The following is a 22,311-nucleotide window of genomic DNA, read 5'->3' as shown; positions in this document are numbered from 1 at the left end:
CGACCGGCGCGGACGTTCCATGATCGGCGCGGATCTGGCCGGAACTCCGTTCCTGACGGCCGCGCGCGGCCGTCCCCGTCGCCGCGCCCTTCCCCGGCGTGACATGCCCGTTCGACCTCGCACGGTGTCCGCATGGTGACACCGCGCCCGCCGAAGCGTGCCGCAAACGGCGTGATTCTCGCCACCTCTGATCGGCCTTACGCTCAGATGAGCGCGAATACGCTGGCTGCACTTCTCCAAGCCGTGGCACTCAGTGCCAATGTTCGATCATTTATGACTTGAACGCACATGAGAGCGAAGCCTGCTCATCTGAGCGAAAAGCCCAGTCCGCGAGGGTTGCTGGTTCATGAAGTGAACGCAGAGGGGTCGCTGCGGGTACCGGTCAGTCACTTTCGATCTCCTGGCGGACGAGCGGTTACGGCCGCATGACGGCAAAGTGGACGTACCCAGGGGCCTTGGATCTGGGTATGTTCCTCGCCGTCAGGGCAGCCACCGAGCCTCGAGGAGTCGAGACCCGTGTCGGAAAACAAAGATCCTCAGGTAACCGATCAAGGCGCGAAGTTCGTCTACGACTTCACCGAGGGGAACAAGGACCTCAAGGACCTTCTCGGCGGCAAGGGTGCCAACCTCGCCGAGATGACCAACCTGGGGCTTCCCGTCCCTCCGGGGTTCACCATCACCACCGAGGCCTGCAAGGTCTACCTCGACAGTGGCGAGGAGCCGGTGGCACTGCGTGACGAGGTCGGTGCGCACCTCGACGCCCTCGAGCAGAAGATGGGCAAGAAGCTCGGCCAGGCCGACGACCCCCTTCTGGTGTCGGTCCGTTCGGGCGCGAAGTTCTCCATGCCCGGCATGATGGACACCGTCCTCAACATCGGCCTCTCCGACAAGTCCGTGCAGGGTCTCGCCAAGCAGTCCGGCGACGAGCGCTTCGCCTGGGACTCCTACCGCCGCCTCATCCAGATGTTCGGCAAGACCGTGCTCGACGTCGACGGCGACCTCTTCGAGGACGCGCTGGAGAAGGCCAAGCACGCCAAGAAGGTCACGGTCGACACCGACCTCGACGCGGCCGACCTGAAGAAGCTCGTCACGCGCTTCAAGAAGATCGTCAAGACCGAGGCCGGACGCGACTTCCCGCAGGACCCGCGCGAGCAGATGGACCTCGCCATCCACGCGGTCTTCGACTCGTGGAACACCGACCGCGCCAAGCTGTACCGCCGCCAGGAGCGCATCCCGGGCGACCTCGGCACCGCCGTCAACGTCTGTTCCATGGTCTTCGGCAACCTCGGCCCCGACTCCGGCACCGGCGTCGCCTTCACCCGCGACCCCGCCTCCGGCCACCAGGGCGTCTACGGCGACTACCTGCAGAACGCGCAGGGCGAGGACGTCGTCGCCGGCATCCGCAACACGGTGCCGCTCGCCGAGCTCGAGCAGATCGACAAGCAGTCGTACGACCAGCTCATGCAGATCATGGCGACCTTGGAGAGCCACTACAAGGACCTCTGCGACATCGAGTTCACCATCGAGCGCGGCCAGTTGTGGATGCTGCAGACCCGCGTCGGCAAGCGGACCGCGGGAGCGGCCTTCCGCATCGCGACCCAGCTCGTCGACCAGGGGCTGATCGACGAGGCCGAGGCCCTCCAGCGGGTCACGGGCGCCCAGCTGGCGCAGCTGATGTTCCCGCGCTTCGACGACGAGGCCAAGGTCGAGCTGCTCGGCCGGGGCATCGCCGCGTCGCCGGGCGCGGCGGTCGGCAAGGCGGTCTTCGACTCGTACACCGCGATCAAGTGGTCGCGCTCCGGCGAGAAGGTCATCCTGATCCGCCGCGAGACCAACCCCGACGACCTCGACGGCATGATCTCCGCCGAGGGCATCCTGACCTCGCGCGGCGGCAAGACCTCGCACGCGGCCGTCGTGGCCCGCGGCATGGGCAAGACCTGCGTCTGCGGCGCCGAGGAGCTGGAGGTCGACACCAAGCGGCGGCGGCTGACCGTCGGCGACGTGGTGGTCGAGGAGGGCGACGTCGTCTCCGTCGACGGCTCCACCGGCAAGGTCTACCTCGGTGAGGTGCCCGTCGTGCCGTCCCCGGTCGTCGAGTACTTCGAGGGCCGCATGCACGCCGGCGCCGACGACGCCGACGAACTGGTCGGCGCCGTGCACCGGATCATGGCCTACGCGGACCGGGTACGCCGCCTGCGCGTACGGGCCAACGCCGACAACGCCGAGGACGCGCTGCGCGCCCGCCGGTTCGGCGCCCAGGGCATCGGCCTGTGCCGCACCGAGCACATGTTCCTCGGCGAGCGCCGCGAGATGGTCGAGAAGCTGATCCTCGCCGACACGGACGCCGAGCGCGAGGAGTCCCTCAAGCAGCTCCTGCCGCTCCAGAAGCAGGACTTCGTCGAGCTGTTCGAGGCGATGGACGGACTGCCCGTCACCGTCCGCCTGCTCGACCCGCCGCTGCACGAGTTCCTGCCCGACATCACCGAACTGTCGGTGCGTGTCGCCCTCGCCGAGTCCCGCCAGGACAACAACGAGAACGACCTGCGCCTCCTCCAGGCCGTCCACCGGCTGCACGAGCAGAACCCGATGCTCGGCCTGCGCGGCGTACGCCTCGGCCTCGTCATCCCCGGCCTGTTCGCCATGCAGGTACGCGCCATCGCCGAGGCCGCCGCCGCCCGCAAGAACGCCAAGGGCGACCCGCGCGCCGAGATCATGATTCCGCTCGTCGGCACCGTCCAGGAGCTGGAGATCGTCCGCGAGGAGGCCGACCGGGTCATCGCCGAGGTCCAGGAGCAGACCGGCGTCACGCTGAAGCTCGCCATCGGCACCATGATCGAGCTGCCCCGCGCCGCCCTCACGGCCGGGCAGATCGCCGAGGCCGCGCAGTTCTTCTCCTTCGGCACGAACGACCTGACGCAGACCGTCTGGGGCTTCAGCCGCGACGACGTGGAGGCCTCGTTCTTCACCGCATACCTGGAGAAGGGCATCTTCGGGGTGTCGCCGTTCGAGACGATCGACAAGGACGGCGTGGGCTCGCTGGTCCGCAACGCCGTCGAGGCGGGCCGGGCCACGCGCCCCGACCTGAAGCTCGGCGTCTGCGGTGAGCACGGCGGCGACCCTGAGTCGGTCCACTTCTTCCACGAGGTCGGCCTCGACTACGTCTCCTGCTCCCCGTTCCGGATCCCGGTCGCCCGTCTGGAGGCGGGCCGCGCCGCCTCCTCTTCGGCGGGCAGCGACCACCGGTAGGCCCGCCGGGCACGGTCTCCGGAGCCGCCGTCGGTCCCCGACCCTCACCGATCGGCGGCGGCTCCGGTGCGAAGCGAGAGGGCGGCACCCCTGTGCGGGGGGTCCGCCCTCTCGGCATGTCCCCGCACCGACGCGGGGTTGAGCGGAACCGGGGCGGTCACTTTACTGTCGGGCGAGCCACCCGAACCCCTAGGGCCCTAGGGGAGCAGCCCACCGGCACGACCGACCGCATCCAGGGAGCACAGCCATGAGCGGCTGGAACGTCAGCGACATCCCCGATCTGAGCGGCCGCACGGCCCTGGTCACCGGCGCCAACAGCGGTATCGGCCACGTCACCGCCCGTGAGCTGGCCCGCGCGGGCGCCCACACCGTGCTCGCCTGCCGCAGCGCGGAACGGGGGAACGCCGCGCTGGAGCGGCTGCGCGCCGAAGTGCCGGGCGCCCGGGCCGAGTTCGCCCGGCTCGACCTCGCGAGCCTCGACTCCGTACGGGAATTCGCCACCGGGTGGCGGGAGCGGCGCCTGGACCTGCTCGTCAACAACGCCGGGGTCATGGCGCTGCCGTACGGGCGCACGGCCGACGGGTTCGAGACACAGTTCGGCGTCAACCACCTCGGCCACTTCGCGCTGACCGGGCTGCTGCTGCCGAACCTGCTCGCCGCGCCCGCCGCCCGGGTCGTCTCCGTCTCCAGCGGCATGCACGTCCTGTCCAACATCGACATCGGCGACCTCAACAGCGAGAAGCGGTACCGGCGTTGGGTGGCCTACGGCCGCTCCAAGACGGCCAACCTGCTGTTCGTGCACGAACTGGCGCGCCGCGCCGCCACCGTCGGTGCCGGCCTCGTCGCGGCCGCCGCGCACCCCGGGTACGCCGCCACGTCCCTGCAGACGCGGGGCGTCCGGATGGAGGGACGCAGGGGCGCCGAGCGCTTCGTGGAGGTGGGCAACCGGGTCTTCGCGCAGTCCGCGGAGGACGGGGCGCTGCCGACGCTGTACGCGGCGACCGCCCCCGGTGTGCGCCCCGACGACTTCTACGGGCCGCGCGTGCTGATGTGGCGCGGGGCGCCCGCCCGGTCGTGGCGTGCGTCGTGGACACGCAATGACGTGGCGGGGGAGCGGCTCTGGGTGGCGTCGGAGCAGCTGACCGGCGTGGAGTTCAGCGCCCTCCGCGGGTGAGGCGGCGACGGTGCGGGACGGGTCGGCTCAGGCCGATGCCCCGCTGTCGAGCGCGACGGCCCGGCCCAGCCCCGAGCCCGCGCCGTGACGAGCGCGGTGGTGCCGGTGAAGCGGTGGCGGCATGGAGGCTCCTTTTTTGACCGTACGATCCAATATGTGGGCGCGCGGGCGTGCGGGCCCGCAGGAGCGCGCTGTGCAGCACGGTCTCGACCTGCTCCCAGCTGCGCTCCACCCGGCGGGCGGCCTGCGGGTCGTGCGGGCCGAGCTCCGCCGCCGTGTTCGTCACGAGGCAGCCGAGCAGGCGCCCGTCGTCGTCGGACGCCTCGGCGGCGAACCGGCGGACCAGCGCGCGCACGGCGGGCAGCGCGGGCCCGCCGGCCGACAGCTCGGCGAGGACCCGGAGATCGGCGGAGTCGGTGTAGCGGTCGAGCGCCTTGAGGTACAGCTCGTGCTTGTTGCCGAACGTCGCGTAGATGCTGGCGCGCCCGATGCCGAGGTGCTCGACGAGGTCCGCCATCGAGGTCGCCTCGTAACCGCGCCGGTGGAACAGCTCAAGGGCTGCTTGCAGCGCGGTGTCCGGATCGAATTCCTTGGTCCTGGCCACGCGGTGAATCCACGCCGTTCCAGAACCGATCGGTCAACGTGGGCTTCAGGCGGTGCGCACCTCGTAGGCCCGGACGGCGACCGTCTCGTCGTCGAGGCAGCGCCCCGTCTCCAGGTCGAAGCGCTGCTTCAGCAGGGGCGAGGCCACGAACGGGCGCCCCAGCGCCGAGCCGAGCAGCCCGCGCGAGAGCACCGCCGCTCCGGTGAACGGGTCCGTGTTGTCGACCGCGTACAGGCGGCCCGCCCGGTCGAGGAAGACCGCCGCCTGCCGGTCGCCCGGGAGCAGGGCCCCGACCCCGCGCCCCGGCGTCAGCCGGTCCAGGCCGCAGACCGTGAACCACTCGCCGTCCAGCGCGAGTTGGACCAGGAGGGAAGTCTTCTCGGGGGCGATCGTCGTCATAGTCATCGGACAGCCAGTCCTTCCAGGGGGATCAACGGCAGTTCGGGCTTGATCTGGTCGCGCTCGGGCACGAAGCGGACCGTCGGGTCGGGGGTGCCGGGGGCGTTGACGAAGGAGACGAAGCGGGCCAGGCGCTCCGGGTCCTCGATGGTCTCCGACCACTCGTCGCGGTAGTGCGCGACGTGCGCGGCCATCTGGGCCTCCAGCTCGTCGCAGAGGCCGAGCGAGTCCCGTACGACGACGTCCCGCACGTGGTCGAGGCCGCCTTCGATCCGGTCCAGCCAGGTTGCCGTGCGCTCCAGACGGTCGCCGGTGCGGATGTAGAACATCAGGAACCGGTCGATCAGCCGGATCAGCTCGGCGTCGCTCAAGTCCTGCGCCAGCAGGTCGGCATGACGGGGTGTCATGCCGCCGTTGCCGCCTACGTACAGGTTCCAGCCGTTGGCGGTGGCGATGACGCCGAAGTCCTTCGACTGGGCCTCGGCGCACTCACGGGCGCACCCGGAGACCGCCGACTTCAGCTTGTGGGGCGCCCTCAGACCGCGGTAGCGCAGCTCCAGATCGATCGCCATCCGCACCGAGTCCTGCACGCCGTACCGGCACCAGGTCTGCCCGACGCACGACTTCACCGTCCGCAGCGACTTGCCGTACGCGTGCCCCGACTCGAAGCCCGCGTCCACCAGGCGGGCCCAGATCATGGGGAGTTGGTCGACGCGCGCGCCGAACAGGTCGATGCGCTGACCGCCCGTGATCTTCGTGTAGAGGTTGAAGTCCCGCGCCACCTCGCCGATGACGATGAGCTTGTCCGGCGTGATCTCGCCGCCCGGGATGCGCGGCACCACCGAGTACGAGCCGTTCTTCTGCAAGTTGGCGAGGAAGTGGTCGTTGGTGTCCTGGAGCGCCGACTGCTCACCCTCCAGGACGTAACCGTCCGCGCCGATCGTCGGCGCGAGCGAGGCGATGATCGAACCGACGGTCGGCTTGCACACCTCACAGCCCTCACCGCCGCGCGCCTCCTCACGCCCGTGCTCGTCGAGCAGCCGCGCGTAGGTCGTGATCCGCTTGACGCGCACGACCTCGTACAGCTCCTGGCGCGTCAGCCCGAAGCAGTCGCAGAGGCCCGCGTCGCCGGTCTTCGGCAGGAGCTGCCCGATGAGCTTGACGCAACTGCCGCAGCCCGTACCGGCCTTGGTGCACTTCTTCACTTCCGGCAGCGAGGTGTGCGCGCAGATCTCACCCTTGGTGACGTTGTGGCAGGAACAGACGACGGCGGAGTCCGGCAGCGCCTCCGGGCCGAGCTGCGCCGGGGCGCCCGCGCCCGCCGGCAGCACCAGCTGCTCCGGAGCGAGCGGCGGCACGGTACCGGTCAGCGCGCGCAGCGTCCCGTACGCCTCGGCGTCGCCGACGAGGATGCCGCCGAGCAGCTCCCCCTCACCGCCGATGACCAGCTTCTTGTACGTGCCCGAACGCGAGTCGGAGTAGACGACGTCCAGGCAGCCCTCGGTCGCGCCGTGCGCGTCGCCGAAGGACGCCACGTCCACCCCGAGCAGCTTCAGCTTGGTGGACAGGTCGGCCCCGGTGAAGCCCGGCCGCTGTGCCCCCTCCTCCTCGTCCGCGGCGATGGCGGCGGCGGCCGTCAGCGCCATCTCGTACCCGGGCGCCACCAGCCCGTACACCCGGCCGTCGGCGGCCAGCGCGCACTCGCCGATCGCGAACACCGCGGGGTCGCTGGTACGGCACCGCTCGTCGACGGCGATACCGCCGCGCTCGCCCACCGACAGGCCCATGTCACGGGCGAGCTGGTCGCGCGGCCTGACACCCGCCGAGAAGACGACGAGGTCGGTCGCGAGCTCCGAGCCGTCCGACAGCTTCATGCCGCACACCGCGTCGCCGCGCTCCGGATCGGCCACGATCTCCTGCGTGCCGACCCCGGTGTGGACGGACAAGCCCATGCCGGTGATGGTCCGCAGCAGCGCCGCGCCACCGCCCTCGTCGACCTGGACGGGCATCAGGCGGGGCGCGAACTCCACGATGTGGGTCGTCAGCCCGAGCCCCTGGAGTGCGCCCGCCGCCTCCAGGCCGAGCAGGCCGCCGCCGACCACGGCACCGACCGTCGCGTGCTTCTTCGCGTACTCCTCGATCGCGTACAGGTCCTCGATCGTGCGGTACACGAAGCAGCCCGTCGTGTCCTTGCCCGGCACCGGCGGCACGAACGGGTACGAGCCCGTGGCCAGCACCAGCGCGTCGTAGCCCACCGTGAGACCCGAGCGGGCGGTCACGGTGCGGGCCGTGCGGTCGACGGCCACCGCCGGGTCGCCCAGGTGCAGCTCGATACCGTGCTTCTCGATGAACTCCGGGTCCGTCATGGAGAGTTCCTCGGGCGTCGTGCCCGAGAAGTACGAGGTGAGATGGACGCGGTCGTACGCCGGCCGCGGCTCCTCGCACAGGACGACCACGCGGTGCGTCTGCGTGAGGCCGCGCTCGGCCGCCGCTTCGAGGAAGCGCTGGCCGACCATGCCGTGGCCGACGAGGACGAGAGTGGGAGTTGAGGTCGCCGTGGTCGCCATGTCAGAGGCCTCCGTCGTTGGTGAGCAGGTGGAGCAGCGGCGCGCCGTCGTCGGCGGGCAGCGATTCGTTCGATTCCCAGGCGTGCGCCAGCGCGCCGACGCCGCCGAGCGCGCCGACCAGTACCCCGCCCACCAGCCGGTCGCCGCGCACGACGACCCTGCGGTACGTGCCCCGCGTCGCGTCCGTGAGCTGGACGACGTCGTCCCCGGGCAGCGGCTCGGTCTCGCCGAACGCGGCGAGGTCCAGCGGGTCCGCGGTGTGCGGCAGCGTGAGCCGGGTCAGGACGCGGGTGCCGGTGTACTTCTTTGTGGGGCTGGTGGGAGTGGTGTGAGTGGTGTGAGTGGTGGGGTTGGTGGTGGTGGGCGTGGGGGTGGTTGGGCTCGTGGGGCTGGTGAGGATGGTCGGGTTCGTGGTGAGGCTCGTGAGTTCCGTGCCCGTGAGCAGGTCGGCCAGGGCATCGGCCTGCTCCATCGCCGGCGTGGCGAGCCCGTAGACCGTGCCGCGGTGCTGGGCGCAGTCGCCGACCGCGTGGATGTGCGGGTCACTCGTGCGCAACTCGTCGTCGACGACGATCCCTTGCCGCACCTCGAGACCGGCCGCGCCCGCCAGCCCGGTCCTGGGCCGGGCGCCGCACGCGAGCACGGTGACGTCGGTGCCGAGCACGTACCCGTCGTGGAGCTCCACCCGCCGTACGTGTCCGTCGACCACGCCGACGGCCCGCACCCGGCACTCCGTGTGGATCTCCACCCCGAGCGAGGTGAGGTGCCGGTGCACCAGCTCCGACGACGCGGGGTCGAGCTGGCGCTCCATGAGGCGCTCGGCCTGCTGGACGAGCACCACCTGGGCGCCGCGGCGGGCGAGCGCTCGGGCCGCCGAGACACCCAGCAGGCCGCCCCCGACGACCACCGCGCGGGTCCCCTCCCGCACCGCCCCCGACAGCGCCAGGCAGTCGTCCATCGTGCGGAACGCGTGCACCCCGCCCGGCAGTTCGGTGGCCCCCGGCTCGAACAGACCGCGCAGCGGCGGCAGCACCGGGTTCGAACCCGTGGCCAGGACCAGCGTGTCGTACCCCACCTCTGCGCCGCTCTCGCACTGCACCACCCGCCGGGCGCGGTCGAGGCGGACCGCCCGGGTACGGAGCCGGGTCCCCGGGGTGGCGGGCAGCTCGATGACGTCGGGGCCGTAACTGCCGGCCAGGACCTCGGCCAGCAGCACCCGGTTGTACGGGGCGTGCGGCTCCTCCCCGATCAGCACCGCCCGCTCGCCGAGACGGCGGGCCAGGCGGGTGCCGGCCAGGCCGGTTCCGATGACGACGACACGATTCATGCTTCGTAGCCTGAGGGGCGGGTGTTTCTCGGTGGCGTCCCGTCGGTTTCCCGGGGGGAACGGTGGGCTCAGCGAAGAGGGTGGGCCTGTGTGAGGGCGTCCGTGAGGTGGCGTGGGGCGGTGGAGCGGGTGGTGGATTGGGCGGTGGAGCGGGCGGTGGAGTGGGCGTGGAGTGGGGTGGTTGGGCGGGGGCGCAAGCTCAGAAGAAACTCAACTCTCCCGGCATTCGTGGACGGCACACATATCCCGTCCATAGGGTCGTGTATATGCCTGACATCTCCCTGACCACCGTCGTCGTGCTGTGCCTCGCCGCGCTCGCGGCCGGCTGGGTCGACGCGGTGGTCGGCGGCGGCGGTCTCCTCCTGCTGCCCGCGCTCCTGCTCGGCCTGCCGAACTCCGCCGCGGCCGGACCGTACGCGCTCGGCACCAACAAGGCCGTCGCCATCGTCGGCACCACAGGCGCCGCCGTCACCTTCGCCCGCAAAGCGCCCGTCGACGTACGCCTGGCCGTCCGCATCGGGGTCGCCGCCCTCGCGGGATCGACGGGCGGGGCCCTGCTCGCCGCCGGCCTGAGCACCGACGTCCTCAAGCCGATCGTCATGGTGGTGCTCGTCGCCGTCGGCGCCTTCGTCATCTTCCGGCCGTCCTTCGGCACCGCCCCGTCGGCCGAACCCGCCTCACCTCGGCGGATCCTCGCCGCGATCGGCCTCGCCGGCCTCGGTATCGGCTTCTACGACGGTCTCATCGGCCCCGGCACCGGCACCTTCCTGGTCCTCGCGCTGACCGCCCTCCTCCATCTCGACCTCGTCGCCGCCTCCGCCACCGCCAAGATCGTCAACTGCTGCACCAACGCCGGCGCCCTCGCGATGTTCGCCGTCAAGGGCACCGTCTACTGGCAGCTCGCCGCCCTCATGGCCGTCTTCAACCTGGCCGGCGGGATGGTTGGCGCGCACACCGCCCTCAAGCGGGGGGCCGGGTTCGTGCGGGTCGTCCTGCTCACCGTGGTGTGCGCGCTGGTGCTGAAGATGGCCTACGAGCAGTGGGTGGCCTGAGGGGTTGGGTGGGGGGTGCGTGGTCAGGGTGCGTGGAGTTCAGCGGCTTTTCGTCAGGTGTGCGAAGACCACCACGTTGCCCTGGTATCCGGTCCGCCGTGAATACGGTCCCCCGCACGTGATCACCCGCAGCTCCGCCCGCGCCGCCGCCCCGTACACCCTTTCATCCGGAAAGTCCTTCGCCGCGTACGCCCGCACGGCGTCGACCGTGAACACCGCCACCGAACCGTCCCGCCGGTCGATCTCCACCGTCCTGCCCCGCGTCAGCGAGCCCAGGCCGTAGAAGACCGCGGGGCCCACCGCGTTGTCGACATGGCCCGCGACCACCGCCGTGCCCCGCTCGCCCGGCCTCGTCCCCTCCTCGTACCAACCCGCCAGGTTCTTCTTCTCCGGCGGCGGCACGTCCAGGCTGCCGTTCGCCGCCAGACCCAGCCCCGTCAGCGGCGCGTCCACGCCCAGGGACGGGATGCGGATGCGGTCCGGCGGCGCGGGGGACATCGGTGCCGCCGCCTCCGGGACGGCGGGGGCCTTGCCCGGGTGGGCCTGTGCGGCGGGGGGCTGGGGTGGAGGGCTGCCCTCCGAGCCGATGGCCAGCAGCCAGGTGCCCGTCGTCAGGGCCAGCACCGTGATCGTCCCTATCACCGCGTTGAGGGGGTTGATCGTGGTGGCCGGACTGGTCGGGGGCTTGCTCACGGGCCTGTTCTGCACGTGCCTAGATCCCGCCGCCCCTCGCCCTGCGGTGCAGCAGCCAGGTACCGCCCGCCGCCGCCACCGCCAGAGCCGCCACGCCCGCCGCGATCTGTACCGGGTCGGGGCCCAGCGCACCCCCCATCCCCGTCTTCACATGCCCACGCGGCATCTGCGGGCCCGGCGCGCCCGCCTGCGCGAACGACACGATCAAATCTCCCGTCACCTCGGCGCCGCCGTTGCAGCGGGCGACGATCTCGTACGTACCCGGCTGCGCCGACGCCGGCACCGCGAACCGGCCCTCCGCCCGGGGCGTGTCCGGGTCGGGGGCCAGGGTGAAGGGGTCCGGGCCGACCGCCCCGGCGTCCACCGAAGCGGTGCCCTGCGCGCCGCAGGCGGTCGTGCTGACCGTGACCGAGCTGCCGGGCACCGCCGTCGCGGGGTACACCTCCAGCCCGCCCTGTGCCGCCAGGGCGGGGGCTGTCGTGGAAGCGGCGACCGCCACGGTGAACGCGGCGGCGGTCAGGGATCGGCCTGTGCGCATCGTGCTTGCTCCTTCGCGGACGCCGGGTGCGGCCTGCAAGCACGAGATAAGACCCCCTCGCGTCGGAGCGCATGCTGATGGGGTGTCAGAAACCGGTCTATTGCTGGGTCTCTGACGCTCCGTCCGGAAACGTTCGGGCAGGTCAGTGCGCGTGTCGCGGCGGGGTGGGTGTCCGGGGCCGCCCGGGGGCGTTCGGGGCGCGACCGGGTGAATGTGGCCATGCGCCAGGAAGGGAGGGTGGCCGTCCTGTGTGCGTTGGCGGGTTTCCCGTTCGTTCCGATCGGTGTGGGGGTGGGGGCGGGGCCGCCCGGGGTATGTGCGTGCTCGCCATCTTGATGGGATCGCCGGTTGCTTCGGGGGGCGTTACCGCGTGTGCTGTGCTGCGCGCGCACATACCCCGGTCGGCCCCTCCCGTCTCGTGTCCGTCTGATCGCCGGATCATCCTGCGGTTCGCCGGTCGTCGTTCGCTCGTCCGACCTCCCCGCCCTTACGTGGCTGATCGCCGGGGGGCTAAGCGATCGCCGGATCCTCCGCGGTTCGCCGGTCGTCGTTCGCTCGTCCGACCTTCCGGCCCTTACGTGGCTGATCGCCGGGGGGGCTAAGCGATCATCCTCCGCGGTTTGCCATTCGTCGTTCGCTCGTCCGACCTTCCGGCCCTTACGTGGCTGATCGCCGGGGGGACTGCGTGGTGCGGGTCAGGCGGACCGCGCACACCTTGAATTCCGGCATACGCGATGTCGGGTCCAGCGCCGGGTTCGTCAGGGTGTTGGCGCGGCCCCGGCCGGGCCAGTGGAAAGGCATGAAGACCGTGTCCGGGCGGATCGTGGGCGTGACCCGGGCCGGGGCCTCCGCCTGGCCGCGGCGGGACGTGATCGTCACCGCGTCGCCGTCCGCGATGCCCAGACGTGCCGCCAGGCGCGGGTGGAGCTCCACGAACGCGCCCGGCGCCGCCTTGTTCAGCTCGGCGACCCGGCGGGTCTGCGCCCCCGACTGGTACTGCGCCACCACCCGGCCCGTCGTCAGGTGCAGCGGGTACTCCGCGTCCGGTTCCTCGGCCGCGGGCCGGTGCGTCACCGGGACGAAACGGGCCCTGCCGTCCTCCGTCTCGAAACGGTCGAGAAAGAGCCGGGGCGTGCCCGGGTGCTCCGCGTCAGGGCACGGCCAGTGCAGCGCCTCGTCCCGGGCCAGACGCGTGTAGGAGATCCCCGCATAGTCGGCCGGGCCGCCCGCCGAGGCGCGGCGAAGTTCGTCGAAGACCTCCTCCGGGGCCGTGGGAAAACCCTTCTCCAGTTCCGGTGCCAGACGGACCGTCAGGTCGTGCAGGACAACCAGATCGGAGTGGACCCCGGCAGGCGGGTCAAGCGCTCGTCGGCGCAGCAGGACACGGCCTTCCAGACTCGTCGTCGTCCCCGTCTCCTCCGCCCACTGGGTGACGGGCAGCACCACGTCGGCCAGCTCCGCCGTTTCGGAGAGCACCACATCCGCCACCGCCAGAAAGTCGAGCGAACGCAGGCGTTCCTCTATGTGAGCGGCCCGGGGGGCCGACACCACCGGGTTCGAACCCATGACGAGCAGGGAGTGGATGTCGTCGCCGAGCGCGTCCAGCAGTTCGTAGGCCGAGCGGCCGGGGCCGGGGAGGGAGTCCGGGTCCACGCCCCAGACCTCGGCCACGTGGGCGCGGGCCGCCGGGTCCGTCAGCTTGCGGTAGCCGGGGAGCTGGTCCGCCTTCTGGCCGTGCTCCCGGCCGCCCTGCCCATTGCCCTGGCCGGTCAGACAGCCGTAGCCGGACAGGGGGCGGCCGGGGCGGCCGGTGGCCAGCGCCAGGTTGATCCAGGCGCCCACCGTGTCCGTGCCCTTGGACTGCTGCTCGGGGCCCCGGGCCGTCAGCACCATCGCATGCTCGGGTTCCGTGAACAGCCTTACCGCTTCCCGGAGTTGAGGGAGCGGGACGCCGGTGACCCGTTCGACGTACTCCGGCCAGTGCGCCATCGCCGCGGCCCGCGCCTCCTGCCAGCCCCGGGTGCGTTCGCTCACGTACTCCTCGTCGACCCTGCCCTCCGCCACCACCAGGTGCAGCATGCCCAGCGCGAGGGCCAGATCGGTGCCCGGGCGCGGCGCCAGGTGCAGGTCCGCCTGGTCCGCGGTGCGGGTGCGGCGGGGGTCGATGACGATCAGCTTGCCGCCGTTGGCCTTCAGCTCCGTGAGATAGCGCAGCGCCGGCGGCATCGTCTCGGCCAGGTTCGAGCCGACCAGGATGACGCAGCCCGTGCGCGGGATGTCCTCCAGCGGGAAGGGTAGCCCCCGGTCCAGGCCGAACGCCTTCTGGCCCGCGGCCGCCGCCGACGACATGCAGAAACGGCCGTTGTAGTCGATCTGCGACGTACGCAGGACCGTGCGGGCGAACTTGCCGAGGGCGTACGCCTTCTCGTTGGTGAGTCCGCCGCCGCCGAACAACGCGCACGCGTCCTCGCCATGGTCGGCCCGGGTGCGCGCCAGACCCTCGGCGATCGCGTCGAGCGCCGCGTCCCAGGTGGCCGGCTCCAGCGCCCCGGCGGCCGAGCGGATCAGCGGCGTGGTCAGGCGGGCCCCGGAGGAGAGCACGGCCGCCGCGCTCTGGCCCTTTCCGCACAGCGCCCCCCGGTTCACCGGGAAGTCCGCCCGGCCCGTGACCGCCACGCCCTCGGCCGACGCGTCCGGCGTGAGCGTCATGCCGCACTGCAACGCGCAGTACGGGCAGTGCGTGGGCGTGGCCGCCGGGGGCGTGGGGTGCGTGTGCATGCCCGCCAGAGTGCGGGACCTCTGTTACGCGGCGCGGACAGGCGTGGTTACGCGGGCGGTACGCACACCTCGCAGTGCCGCTCCGGCCGGTGTGAGGTCAGGAGGACTCCTTCAGCGCCCGCCGTACACCGTCCTCCCGGGCACCCAGGAAGTGGGGATCGGGGCGGACCAGCGCGTCGAGCGCCGCCTTGCCCGCGGCGAACACCTCCCGGGCCCCGCCCGCGTACCAGGTCGCGTCATGCCGCTCGTCCACCCCGACGCCGTACGACGACACCCCGGCGGCCTCGCACAGCGCCACCGCCCGCCGGATGTGGAAGCCCTGGCTGAGCAGCACCGCCCGGTCCACCCCGAAGATCTTCTTGGCGCGTACGCACGAGTCCCAGGTGTCGAACCCGGCGTAGTCGCTCACCACCGCCCGGGCCGGTACCCCGTGCCTGGTCAGATAGGTCCGCATCGCGTCCGGCTCGTCGTAGTCGGCGCGGCTGTTGTCGCCGGTCACCAGCACGGCGCGGACCCGGCCCTCGCGGTAAAGACCGGCCGCCGCGTCGAGGCGGTGCGCCAGGTACGGGGAGGGTTCGCCCTGCCACAGGCCCGCCCCGAACACCATCGCCACCTCCGTACGGGGCACGTCGGCCGTCGAACGCAGCCGGTCCCCGGTCGAGACGAACAGCCACGTCGCGGGCAGCAGCGCCAGCACACAGGCCGCCATGAACCCCTGCGACGCACGCCTTCGCGCCTTACGGGTACGCGGCAGACGCGGACGGGACAGATGCATGGGACCCCCGGGTGGACGACGATGTGCGGTGTGCTCCTGAGAGGGGAGACGCCGCGCCCGCCCGGACGGTTCGGTGCTCACCGGAGCCGGGGCCGGCCCGTGAAGCGTCCGCAACGACTCGTCACCGCGGCGCAACAGGACGGCAACCCCCGCCCGGCAGGATCGCTCCATGACGGACGAGTCGGCACACCTGGACGACACGGCAAGCACGGCGGGACTCTTCACCATGATCAGCGATCAGCTCGGCAGTCAGCTCAGCCATGTGGCCCGGCCCGGCCACCGCCGCGCTCCGGCGCTGGTCCTCGTGGCGCACGGCAGCCGCGACCCGCGCGCCCGCGCCACCGTCGGCGCTCTCGTCGAGCGGATACGGGAGCAGCGGCCCGGTCTGACGGTCCGCCTCGGCCACATCGAGCTCAACGAACCGCTCCTCCCGGACGTCCTGGCCGGGCTGCCGGACGGCGGCCGGGCCGTTCTGGTGCCGCTTCTGCTCTCCCGCGGCTACCACGTCAAGCGTGACCTGCCCCGCGCCGCCGAGGCCGCCGGGCACCTCCTCACCCGCGTCGCCGACCCGCTCGGCCCGCACCCCCTGCTGGTGGACGTAGTGCACGAGCGGCTGCTCGAAGCGGGCTGGCCGGGGCCGCTCGGCGAGCGCGAGCGGCGGCGCGCCGGGGTCGTCCTCGCCGCGTCCGGGTCCCGCGACCCGGAGGCCGCCGTCGACACCCGCCGCACCGCCGCACACCTCGCCCTGCGCCTCGGCGTCCCGGTCGTCCCCGCCTACGCCTCCGGGTCCACGCCCGACGTGGCCACGGCGGTCCGCGCCCTCGCCGCCCGGGGCCGTCACCGGACCGCGCTCGCCTCGTACTTCACGGCGCCGGGCCGGTTCGCCACCGAGTCGGCGGCGGCCTTCACCGACGGCCCCGGCATCGTCGCGGCCCCGCTCGGCGCGCACCCCGCCCTCGTCCGCCTCGCCCTGCACCGCTACGACAGCGCCCTGCTCACCCCCTTCCGTACCGTCCGGCACCTGGCGTCCGCCTGACCCCGGCGGCCCCGCCCCCGCTGTCGGTGCCTGGCCTTACTGTCGGTGCATGAACACCACGGACGAAGGCTCCGGCACGTACGACGACGCGGACGTCGAGCGGTGGGCCCCCGAGCCCGACAAGCGCCCCGGCCGCACCGCGTTCCAGCGTGACCGGGCCCGCGTCCTGCACTCCTCGGCGCTGCGCAGGCTCGCCGGCAAGACCCAGGTCGTCACCCCGGGCACGCGCAGCCGGCACTGGGACGCCAGCCCCCGCACCCGGCTGACGCATTCGTTGGAGTGCGCCCAGGTCGGGCGCGAGCTGGGCGCGGCCCTCGGCTGCGACCCCGATCTCGTCGAGACGGCCTGCCTCTCGCACGACATGGGACACCCGCCGTTCGGTCACAACGGCGAGCAGGCGCTCAACGAAGTGGCTGGGGACTGCGGCGGTTTCGAGGGGAACGCGCAGTCCCTGCGGCTCCTCACCCGTATCGAGCCCAAGCGGTTCGTGCGGTCCGCGGAGAGCGGTGAGCTGGTCAGCGTCGGGCTCAATCTGACCCGGGCCGCCCTCGACGCCGCCACCAAGTACCCGTGGCCGCTCGGCGAGCACCCGAGCGATCCGCTCTCCGCCAAGTTCGGTGTCTACGAGGACGACCGGCCCGTCTTCGACTGGGTCCGCAAAGAGGCCCCGGAGCGCGGCATCTGCTTCGAGGCCCGGGTGATGGACTGGGCGGACGACGTCGCGTACTCCGTGCACGACCTGGAGGACGGCCTGCACGCGGGCCACCTCGATCCGAACGTGCTGCACGCCGAGCCCGAGCGCGCCGACGTCTTCGCCGTGGCCGTCGGGCGGTACGTGCCCGCGGACACCGATCCGGCCGAGCTCGCCGCCGCCCTCGACCGCCTCCTCGACCAGGAGTGGTGGCCGCACGGCTACGACGGCACGGCGGTCGCCCAGGCCCGCCTCAAGGACGCCACCAGCCAGCTCATCGGCCGCTTCTGCCTGGCCGCGGAGAGCGCGACCCGCGAGCGGTACGGCACGGGCCGCCTCACCCGGTACGCGGCGGAGCTCGTCGTCCCGCGCGCCGCCCGCCTGGAGTGCGCCGTCCTCAAGGCCGTCGCCGACCGGTACGTGATGCAGCGCCCGCAGCAGGAGCGGCTCCGCGCCGACCAGCGGATCGTCGTCGCCGAGCTGGCGCAGGCGCTGACGGCCCGCGCCCCGGACGGCCTCGACCCCCAGTTCCGGGCATTGTTCGACGCCGCGCCCGACGACCGTACGAGGAAGCGTGTCATCGTCGACCAGATCGCCTCGCTGACCGATGCCTCGGCCCGTTCCCTGCACGCGCACCTCTCGGCCGACCACTCGGCGTGACGGGAGGAGTGTGAAAGGACGGGGAAGACGCAGGGGAAAGGTGCCCTGTTCGGGCCATGCCCCCTTCCCCCATCACGCTGCGTGCGGGACGCTCGCAGATGACGGCAGCGCAACGAGGAGGCATCAAGTGGTCGACGCGGACCAGACGTTCGTCATCGTCGGAGGAGGGCTCGCCGGCGCGAAGGCCGCCGAGACGCTCCGCGAGGAGGGCTTCACCGGGCGGGTGATCCTCATCGGTGACGAACGGGACCACCCGTACGAGCGCCCGCCCCTGTCGAAGGGGTACCTCCAGGGCAAGGAGGAACGGGACAGCGTCTTCGTCCACGAACCGGCCTGGTACGCGAGCAACGACATCGAGCTGCACCTGGGCCAGACGGTGACCGTGATCGACCGGACCGCGAGGACGGTGCGGCTCGGCGACTCCACCACCATCAGCTACGACAAGCTCCTGCTGGCCACCGGCGCCGAACCGCGCCGCCTCGACATCCCCGGCACCGACCTCGTCGGCGTCCACCACCTGCGCCGCCTGGCCCACGCCGACCGGCTGAAGAACGTGCTGGCCGCGCTCGGCCGGGACAACGGCCACCTGGTCATCGCCGGCGCCGGCTGGATCGGCCTGGAGATCGCCGCCACCGCCCGCCAGTACGGGGCCGAGGTCACCGTCGTCGAGCCGGAGGCGACACCCCTGCACGCCGTGCTCGGCCCCGAGGTCGGCCAGATCTTCACCGAGCTCCACAGCGACCACGGTGTCCGCTTCCACTTCGGCGCCCGGCTCACCGAGATCTCGGGCCAGGACGGCATGGTCCTCGCCGCCCACACCGACGACGGCGAGGAGCACCCGGCGCACGACGTGCTCGCCGCGATCGGCGCCGCCCCGCGCACCGGGCTCGCCGAGGCCGCGGGGCTGACCCTGGCCGGGCAGGAGCACGGCGGCGGCATCGCCGTCGACGAGGCGCTCAGGACGTCCGACCCCGACATCCACGCCGCCGGGGACGTCGCCTCCCTCCAGCACCCGCTGTTCTCGCCGGCCCTCGGCGGCCTGCGCGTCGAGCACTGGGCCAACGCGCTGAACGGCGGCCCGGCGGCGGCCCGCGCCATGCTCGGCAAGGACATCACGTACGACCGCGTGCCCTACTTCTTCTCCGACCAGTACGACCTGGGCCTGGAGTACTCGGGCTGGGCGCCGCCGGGCAGCTACGACCAGGTGGTGCTCCGCGGCAATGTGGGCAAGCGCGAGTTCATCGCCTTCTGGCTGAAGGACGGGCGGGTGCTCGCCGGGATGAACGTGAATGTGTGGGACGTCACGGAGCAGATCCAGCAATTGATCCGCTCGGGGGCGCGGCCCGGCATGGAGCGCCTGTCGGATCCGACCGTTCCGCTCGGTGAGCTCCTGGAGGAGTGACGGGAGTGTCGGTGCGTCACCGTAGAATTGCCGCGTGGCTGGCAGGATCAACGACGAGGACGTGAAGGCTGTTCGGGACGCGGTCCCGATCGACGCCGTGGTCTCGGAGTACCTGCAACTGCGCAACGCGGGCGGCGGGAACCTGAAGGGCCTCTGCCCGTTCCACGACGAGAAGTCCCCGTCCTTCCAGGTCAGCCCGAGCAAGGGGTTCTTCCACTGCTTCGGCTGCCAGGAGGGCGGCGACACCATCACGTTCGTGATGAAGGTCGACCACCTCACGTTCTCCGAGGCGGTGGAGCGCCTCGCCGGCCAGGCCGGCATCACCCTGCGCTACGAGGAGGGCGGGTACAACCCCTCCCACCAGCGCGGCGAGCGCATCCGGCTCGTCGAGGCGCACCAGGCCGCCACGCAGTTCTACATCGAGCAGCTGGAGTCCCCGGAAGCGGAGATCGGCCGCAAGTTCCTCGCCGAGCGCGGCTTCGACCAGGCCGCCGCCGCCCACTTCGGCGTCGGCTACAGCCCGGCGGGCTGGGACCATCTGACCCGCTTCCTGCGCGGCAAGGGCTTCAGCGACAAGGAGCTCACCCTCTCCGGACTCTCCCAGGAGGGCCGCCGCGGGCCCATCGACCGGTTCCGCGGGCGCCTCATGTGGCCCATCCGTGACATCGGCGGCGAGGTCGTCGGCTTCGGCGCCCGCCGGCTGCGCGAGGACGACAACGGGCCGAAGTACCTGAACACGCCCGAGACGCCGATCTACAAGAAGTCGCAGGTCCTCTACGGCATCGACCTCGCCAAGAAGGACATCGCGAAGGCCAGCCGTGCCGTCGTGGTCGAGGGGTACACCGACGTCATGGCCTGCCATCTGGCCGGGATCACCACCGCCATCGCGACCTGCGGCACCGCCTTCGGCAGCGACCACATCAAGATCCTGCGCCGCCTCCTCATGGACAACGGCTCGGCCCGGGTGATCTTCACCTTCGACGGTGACGCGGCCGGCCAGAAGGCGGCCCTGCGCGCCTTCGAGGACGACCAGAAGTTCGCCGCCGAGACGTACATCGCCATCGCGCCGGACAACATGGACCCGTGCGACCTGCGCCTCGCCAAGGGGGACGAGGCCGTCGCCGACCTCGTCGAACCCCGCACGCCGCTCTTCGAGTTCGCGCTCCGCCAGATCGTCGGGCGCTACGACCTGGAGACCCCGGCGGGCCGCGCCGCCGCCCTCGACGAGGCCGCGCCCATCGTCGCCCGCATCAAGAACAGCGCCTCCCAGCACGAGGTCGCCGTCCAGCTCGCGGGCATGCTCGGCATCCTCGACACCCAGTTCGTCGTCAAGCGCGTCGCACAGCTCGCCCGCTGGGCCAGGGACCGCGGCGGCAAGGGCCCGGCCCCCGCCGCGGGCCGCGGCCGCCAGAATCCCGAAGCCGCAGCGCCCGCCCGCCCGTTCGGCGGCCCCGCACTGACGCTGCGCAACCCGGTCTACGCCACCGAGCGCGAACTGCTCAAGCTCGCCCTCCAGCACCCGCACCTGGTCTCCCCGGCCTTCGACGCGTACGGGATCGACGAGTTCACGGCCGCGCCCTACGCCGCGGTGCGCCAGGCGATCCTGGAGGCGGGCGGCGCCGAGCAGGGCCTGCACGACCCGCACGAGTACCTGGTCCGGGTCCGCGACGCGGCGCCGGACGACGCGGTGCGCGCGATGGTGACCGAGCTGGCCGTCGAGGCGATCCACCGCAAGACGGTCGACGAGGTGTACGCGGGTGACCAGCTCGTCACCGTGCGCCGAAGGGCCGTGGAGCGCCGCATCCGCGACGTCCAGGGCACCTTCACCCGCCTCGGCTCGGTCGGCGACCCGGCCCGACTGACGGCCGTGCAGAACGAGTTGTGGGTGCTCCAGCAGTACGACCAGGCGCTGCGCGAGAGGGGTGCGGGCGCACTGTAGGCGCCGCGCCGCACTGCCACGCGCCGTTTCGGCCCGTTCGAGGACGGGAAGAGAGGGCACCCGTACAGCACGGTAACCGTGCGGTCACGCACCGGACTCAGAAAGTCATCGCACGCCCCTCGTGGCGGCACTGTGTCGTACTCCACACTGGGTTGCGGTGCCTGAGTCCTCGGAGCGCGGCCGGAGCCCGGACACCGGGCCCGACACCCCCGCGGTTCCGCTCATCGCGTACGGGACGGACAGCGGCGCGGCCGCCGCTCCCGCCCATCTGCCGCACGTCTCAGCAGCGATCACCTTGGAGGTCGCCCTCGTGCAGACCCAGACCCTCAGTCAGAGCGACAGCACAGCGCAGGCCCTCGCCGATCCCGAAGCTTCCACGGACAGCGAGGCTCTTCCCACGGTGCCGCCGCAGAGCCGCGCGGCGCACCATCCAGAGGCGCCCACCGAGACAGCCGACGAACCCGAGACGGTCGAGCCGCCCGAGCGGGTGCGCAGTGCTCGCGCGGACACCGGCAGCCCGTCCTCCGACCTCTTCCGCCAGTACCTGCGCGAGATCGGCCGCATCTCGCTGCTCACCGCGGTCGAGGAGGTGGACCTGGCCCGGCGCGTCGAAGCCGGCCTGTTCGCCGAGGAGAAGCTCGCCCACGCCCCCGACCTGGACTCCCAGCTCGCCCTTGACCTGGACAAGCTGGTGGTCATGGGCCGGATGGCCAAGCGCCGCCTGATCGAGGCGAACCTGCGCCTGGTGGTGTCGGTGGCCAAGCGGTACGTGGGCCGCGGCCTGACCATGCTCGACCTGGTCCAGGAGGGAAACCTGGGCCTGATCCGGGCGGTCGAGAAGTTCGACTACGCCCGCGGCTACAAGTTCTCGACGTACGCGACCTGGTGGATCCGGCAGGCCATGAGCCGTGCCCTCGCCGACCAGGCCCGCACCATCCGGGTCCCCGTCCACGTGGTCGAACTGATCAACCGCGTCGTCCGCGTGCAGCGCCGGATGCTCCAGGAGCGCGGCTACGAGCCGACGCCGCAGGAGGTGGCGGCCCACCTGGATCTGCCGCACGAGCGCGTCAGCGAGGTCCTGAGGCTCGCTCAGGAGCCCGTCTCGCTGCACGCCCCGGTCGGCGAGGAGGACGACGTGGCGCTCGGCGACCTCATCGAGGACGGCGACGCCACGAGCCCCGTCGAATCGGCTGCGTTCCTCCTGCTCAGGGAACACCTGGAGGTCGTGCTCTCCACCCTCGGCGAACGCGAACGCAAGGTGGTCCAGCTCCGCTACGGGCTCGCCGACGGCCGCCCCCGCACGCTGGAGGAGATCGGCCGCATCTTCGGCGTCACACGCGAACGCATCCGCCAGATCGAGTCGAAGACCCTCAACAAACTGCGCGACCACGCCTTCGCCGACCAGCTGCGTGGCTATTTGGACTGAGGAA

The 22,311-nt window shown here is 72.0% G+C and carries 16 protein-coding genes; 8 read left to right on the top strand and 8 right to left on the bottom strand.

Annotation, left to right across the window (positions count from 1 at the left end):
* The first annotated feature begins 516 nt into the window (after positions 1-516).
* Together ppdK and ACZ45E_RS07365 are read left to right on the top strand one after the other, a co-directional pair.
* On the top strand, positions 517-3,246 hold the full coding sequence (ppdK, locus tag ACZ45E_RS07370) for a pyruvate, phosphate dikinase (RefSeq protein WP_468217646.1): 2,730 nt from the start codon (positions 517-519) through the stop codon (positions 3,244-3,246).
* A 247-nt stretch (positions 3,247-3,493) separates the two neighbouring features.
* A complete protein-coding gene (locus tag ACZ45E_RS07365; protein ID WP_468217644.1) occupies positions 3,494-4,420 on the top strand; it encodes an oxidoreductase in 927 nt (308 codons plus the stop codon).
* Here the strand turns inward: ACZ45E_RS07365 and ACZ45E_RS07360 are convergent.
* From ACZ45E_RS07360 to ACZ45E_RS07345, 4 genes are read right to left on the bottom strand one after another with little or no spacing between them, the layout of a single operon-like run.
* Positions 4,401-5,024 carry a TetR/AcrR family transcriptional regulator gene (locus ACZ45E_RS07360; RefSeq protein ID WP_468217641.1) on the bottom strand — a complete coding sequence of 208 codons (624 nt, stop codon included), beginning with the start codon at positions 5,022-5,024 and terminating at the stop codon, positions 4,401-4,403. The genes ACZ45E_RS07365 and ACZ45E_RS07360 overlap by 20 nt on opposite strands.
* Before the next feature lie 45 nt (positions 5,025-5,069).
* A complete protein-coding gene (gene nirD, locus ACZ45E_RS07355; protein WP_468217639.1) occupies positions 5,070-5,429 on the bottom strand; it encodes a nitrite reductase small subunit NirD in 360 nt (119 codons plus the stop codon).
* Entirely contained in the window at positions 5,426-7,990 is a 2,565-nt protein-coding gene (gene nirB, locus ACZ45E_RS07350) for a nitrite reductase large subunit NirB (RefSeq protein ID WP_468217637.1), read from the bottom strand. Before nirB ends, nirD begins: the two co-directional genes overlap by 4 nt.
* 1 nt (position 7,991) lies before the next feature.
* Complete coding sequence (locus ACZ45E_RS07345; protein WP_468217634.1) at positions 7,992-9,317, bottom strand: NAD(P)/FAD-dependent oxidoreductase; 1,326 nt, start codon at positions 9,315-9,317, stop codon at positions 7,992-7,994.
* A gap of 266 nt (positions 9,318-9,583) precedes the next feature.
* Between ACZ45E_RS07345 and ACZ45E_RS07340 the strand changes: the two genes are divergently transcribed.
* Positions 9,584-10,369, top strand: coding sequence for a sulfite exporter TauE/SafE family protein (locus ACZ45E_RS07340; RefSeq protein WP_468217632.1), 786 nt, complete (start codon positions 9,584-9,586; stop codon positions 10,367-10,369).
* Between the two features lie 39 nt (positions 10,370-10,408).
* Here the strand turns inward: ACZ45E_RS07340 and ACZ45E_RS07335 are convergent, their stop codons facing one another.
* From ACZ45E_RS07335 to ACZ45E_RS07320, 4 genes are all read right to left on the bottom strand, one after another.
* Complete coding sequence (locus ACZ45E_RS07335; protein ID WP_468217629.1) at positions 10,409-11,062, bottom strand: class F sortase; 654 nt, start codon at positions 11,060-11,062, stop codon at positions 10,409-10,411.
* Positions 11,063-11,081: 19 nt separating this feature from the next.
* Positions 11,082-11,600, bottom strand: a complete 519-nt coding sequence (locus ACZ45E_RS07330; RefSeq protein WP_468217628.1) for a hypothetical protein — start codon at positions 11,598-11,600, stop codon at positions 11,082-11,084.
* 657 nt (positions 11,601-12,257) lie between these two features.
* The gene (locus ACZ45E_RS07325) at positions 12,258-14,378 is read right to left on the bottom strand and encodes a molybdopterin oxidoreductase family protein (RefSeq protein WP_468217625.1); all 2,121 of its coding nucleotides are present in this window, start codon (positions 14,376-14,378) and stop codon (positions 12,258-12,260) included.
* Between the two features lie 97 nt (positions 14,379-14,475).
* Positions 14,476-15,153 (bottom strand): SanA/YdcF family protein, encoded by a 678-nt coding sequence (locus ACZ45E_RS07320; RefSeq protein WP_468217623.1) that lies wholly within the window; start codon positions 15,151-15,153, stop codon positions 14,476-14,478.
* Positions 15,154-15,322: 169 nt separating this feature from the next.
* Here ACZ45E_RS07320 and ACZ45E_RS07315 point away from each other — a divergent pair, with 169 nt between their 5' ends.
* The 5 genes from ACZ45E_RS07315 (at position 15,323) to ACZ45E_RS07295 (ending at position 22,307) form a co-directional block, all read left to right on the top strand.
* A complete protein-coding gene (locus ACZ45E_RS07315; protein ID WP_468217621.1) occupies positions 15,323-16,189 on the top strand; it encodes a sirohydrochlorin chelatase in 867 nt (288 codons plus the stop codon).
* 49 nt (positions 16,190-16,238) lie between these two features.
* On the top strand, positions 16,239-17,540 hold the full coding sequence (locus ACZ45E_RS07310; RefSeq protein ID WP_468217619.1) for a deoxyguanosinetriphosphate triphosphohydrolase: 1,302 nt from the start codon (positions 16,239-16,241) through the stop codon (positions 17,538-17,540).
* A 127-nt stretch (positions 17,541-17,667) separates the two neighbouring features.
* Positions 17,668-18,942: an NAD(P)/FAD-dependent oxidoreductase gene (locus ACZ45E_RS07305; RefSeq protein WP_468217617.1), complete on the top strand. Its 1,275-nt coding sequence runs from the start codon at positions 17,668-17,670 to the stop codon at positions 18,940-18,942.
* A gap of 34 nt (positions 18,943-18,976) precedes the next feature.
* Positions 18,977-20,881 carry a DNA primase gene (gene dnaG / locus ACZ45E_RS07300; RefSeq protein WP_468217615.1) on the top strand — a complete coding sequence of 635 codons (1,905 nt, stop codon included), beginning with the start codon at positions 18,977-18,979 and terminating at the stop codon, positions 20,879-20,881.
* A 157-nt stretch (positions 20,882-21,038) separates the two neighbouring features.
* Positions 21,039-22,307, top strand: coding sequence for an RNA polymerase sigma factor (locus ACZ45E_RS07295; RefSeq protein WP_468217612.1), 1,269 nt, complete (start codon positions 21,039-21,041; stop codon positions 22,305-22,307).
* Positions 22,308-22,311 lie beyond the last annotated feature (4 nt).

Source organism: Streptomyces sp. NPDC030991 (genome assembly GCF_055571235.1).
The sequence above is the reverse complement of the archived record's forward strand: the minus strand, read 5'-3'. Positions and strand labels throughout refer to the sequence as shown.

Coding starts and splice junctions, on each gene's coding strand:
- ACZ45E_RS07315 (WP_468217621.1), top strand. CDS start 15,323: ATGACGGACGAGTCGGCACACCTGGACGACACGGCAAGCACGGCGGGA.
- ACZ45E_RS07365 (WP_468217644.1), top strand. CDS start 3,494: ATGAGCGGCTGGAACGTCAGCGACATCCCCGATCTGAGCGGCCGCACG.
- nirB (WP_468217637.1), bottom strand. CDS start 7,990: ATGGCGACCACGGCGACCTCAACTCCCACTCTCGTCCTCGTCGGCCAC.
- ACZ45E_RS07325 (WP_468217625.1), bottom strand. CDS start 14,378: ATGCACACGCACCCCACGCCCCCGGCGGCCACGCCCACGCACTGCCCG.
- ACZ45E_RS07320 (WP_468217623.1), bottom strand. CDS start 15,153: ATGCATCTGTCCCGTCCGCGTCTGCCGCGTACCCGTAAGGCGCGAAGG.
- ACZ45E_RS07310 (WP_468217619.1), top strand. CDS start 16,239: ATGAACACCACGGACGAAGGCTCCGGCACGTACGACGACGCGGACGTC.
- ACZ45E_RS07340 (WP_468217632.1), top strand. CDS start 9,584: ATGCCTGACATCTCCCTGACCACCGTCGTCGTGCTGTGCCTCGCCGCG.
- ACZ45E_RS07330 (WP_468217628.1), bottom strand. CDS start 11,600: ATGCGCACAGGCCGATCCCTGACCGCCGCCGCGTTCACCGTGGCGGTC.
- ACZ45E_RS07345 (WP_468217634.1), bottom strand. CDS start 9,317: ATGAATCGTGTCGTCGTCATCGGAACCGGCCTGGCCGGCACCCGCCTG.
- nirD (WP_468217639.1), bottom strand. CDS start 5,429: ATGACTATGACGACGATCGCCCCCGAGAAGACTTCCCTCCTGGTCCAA.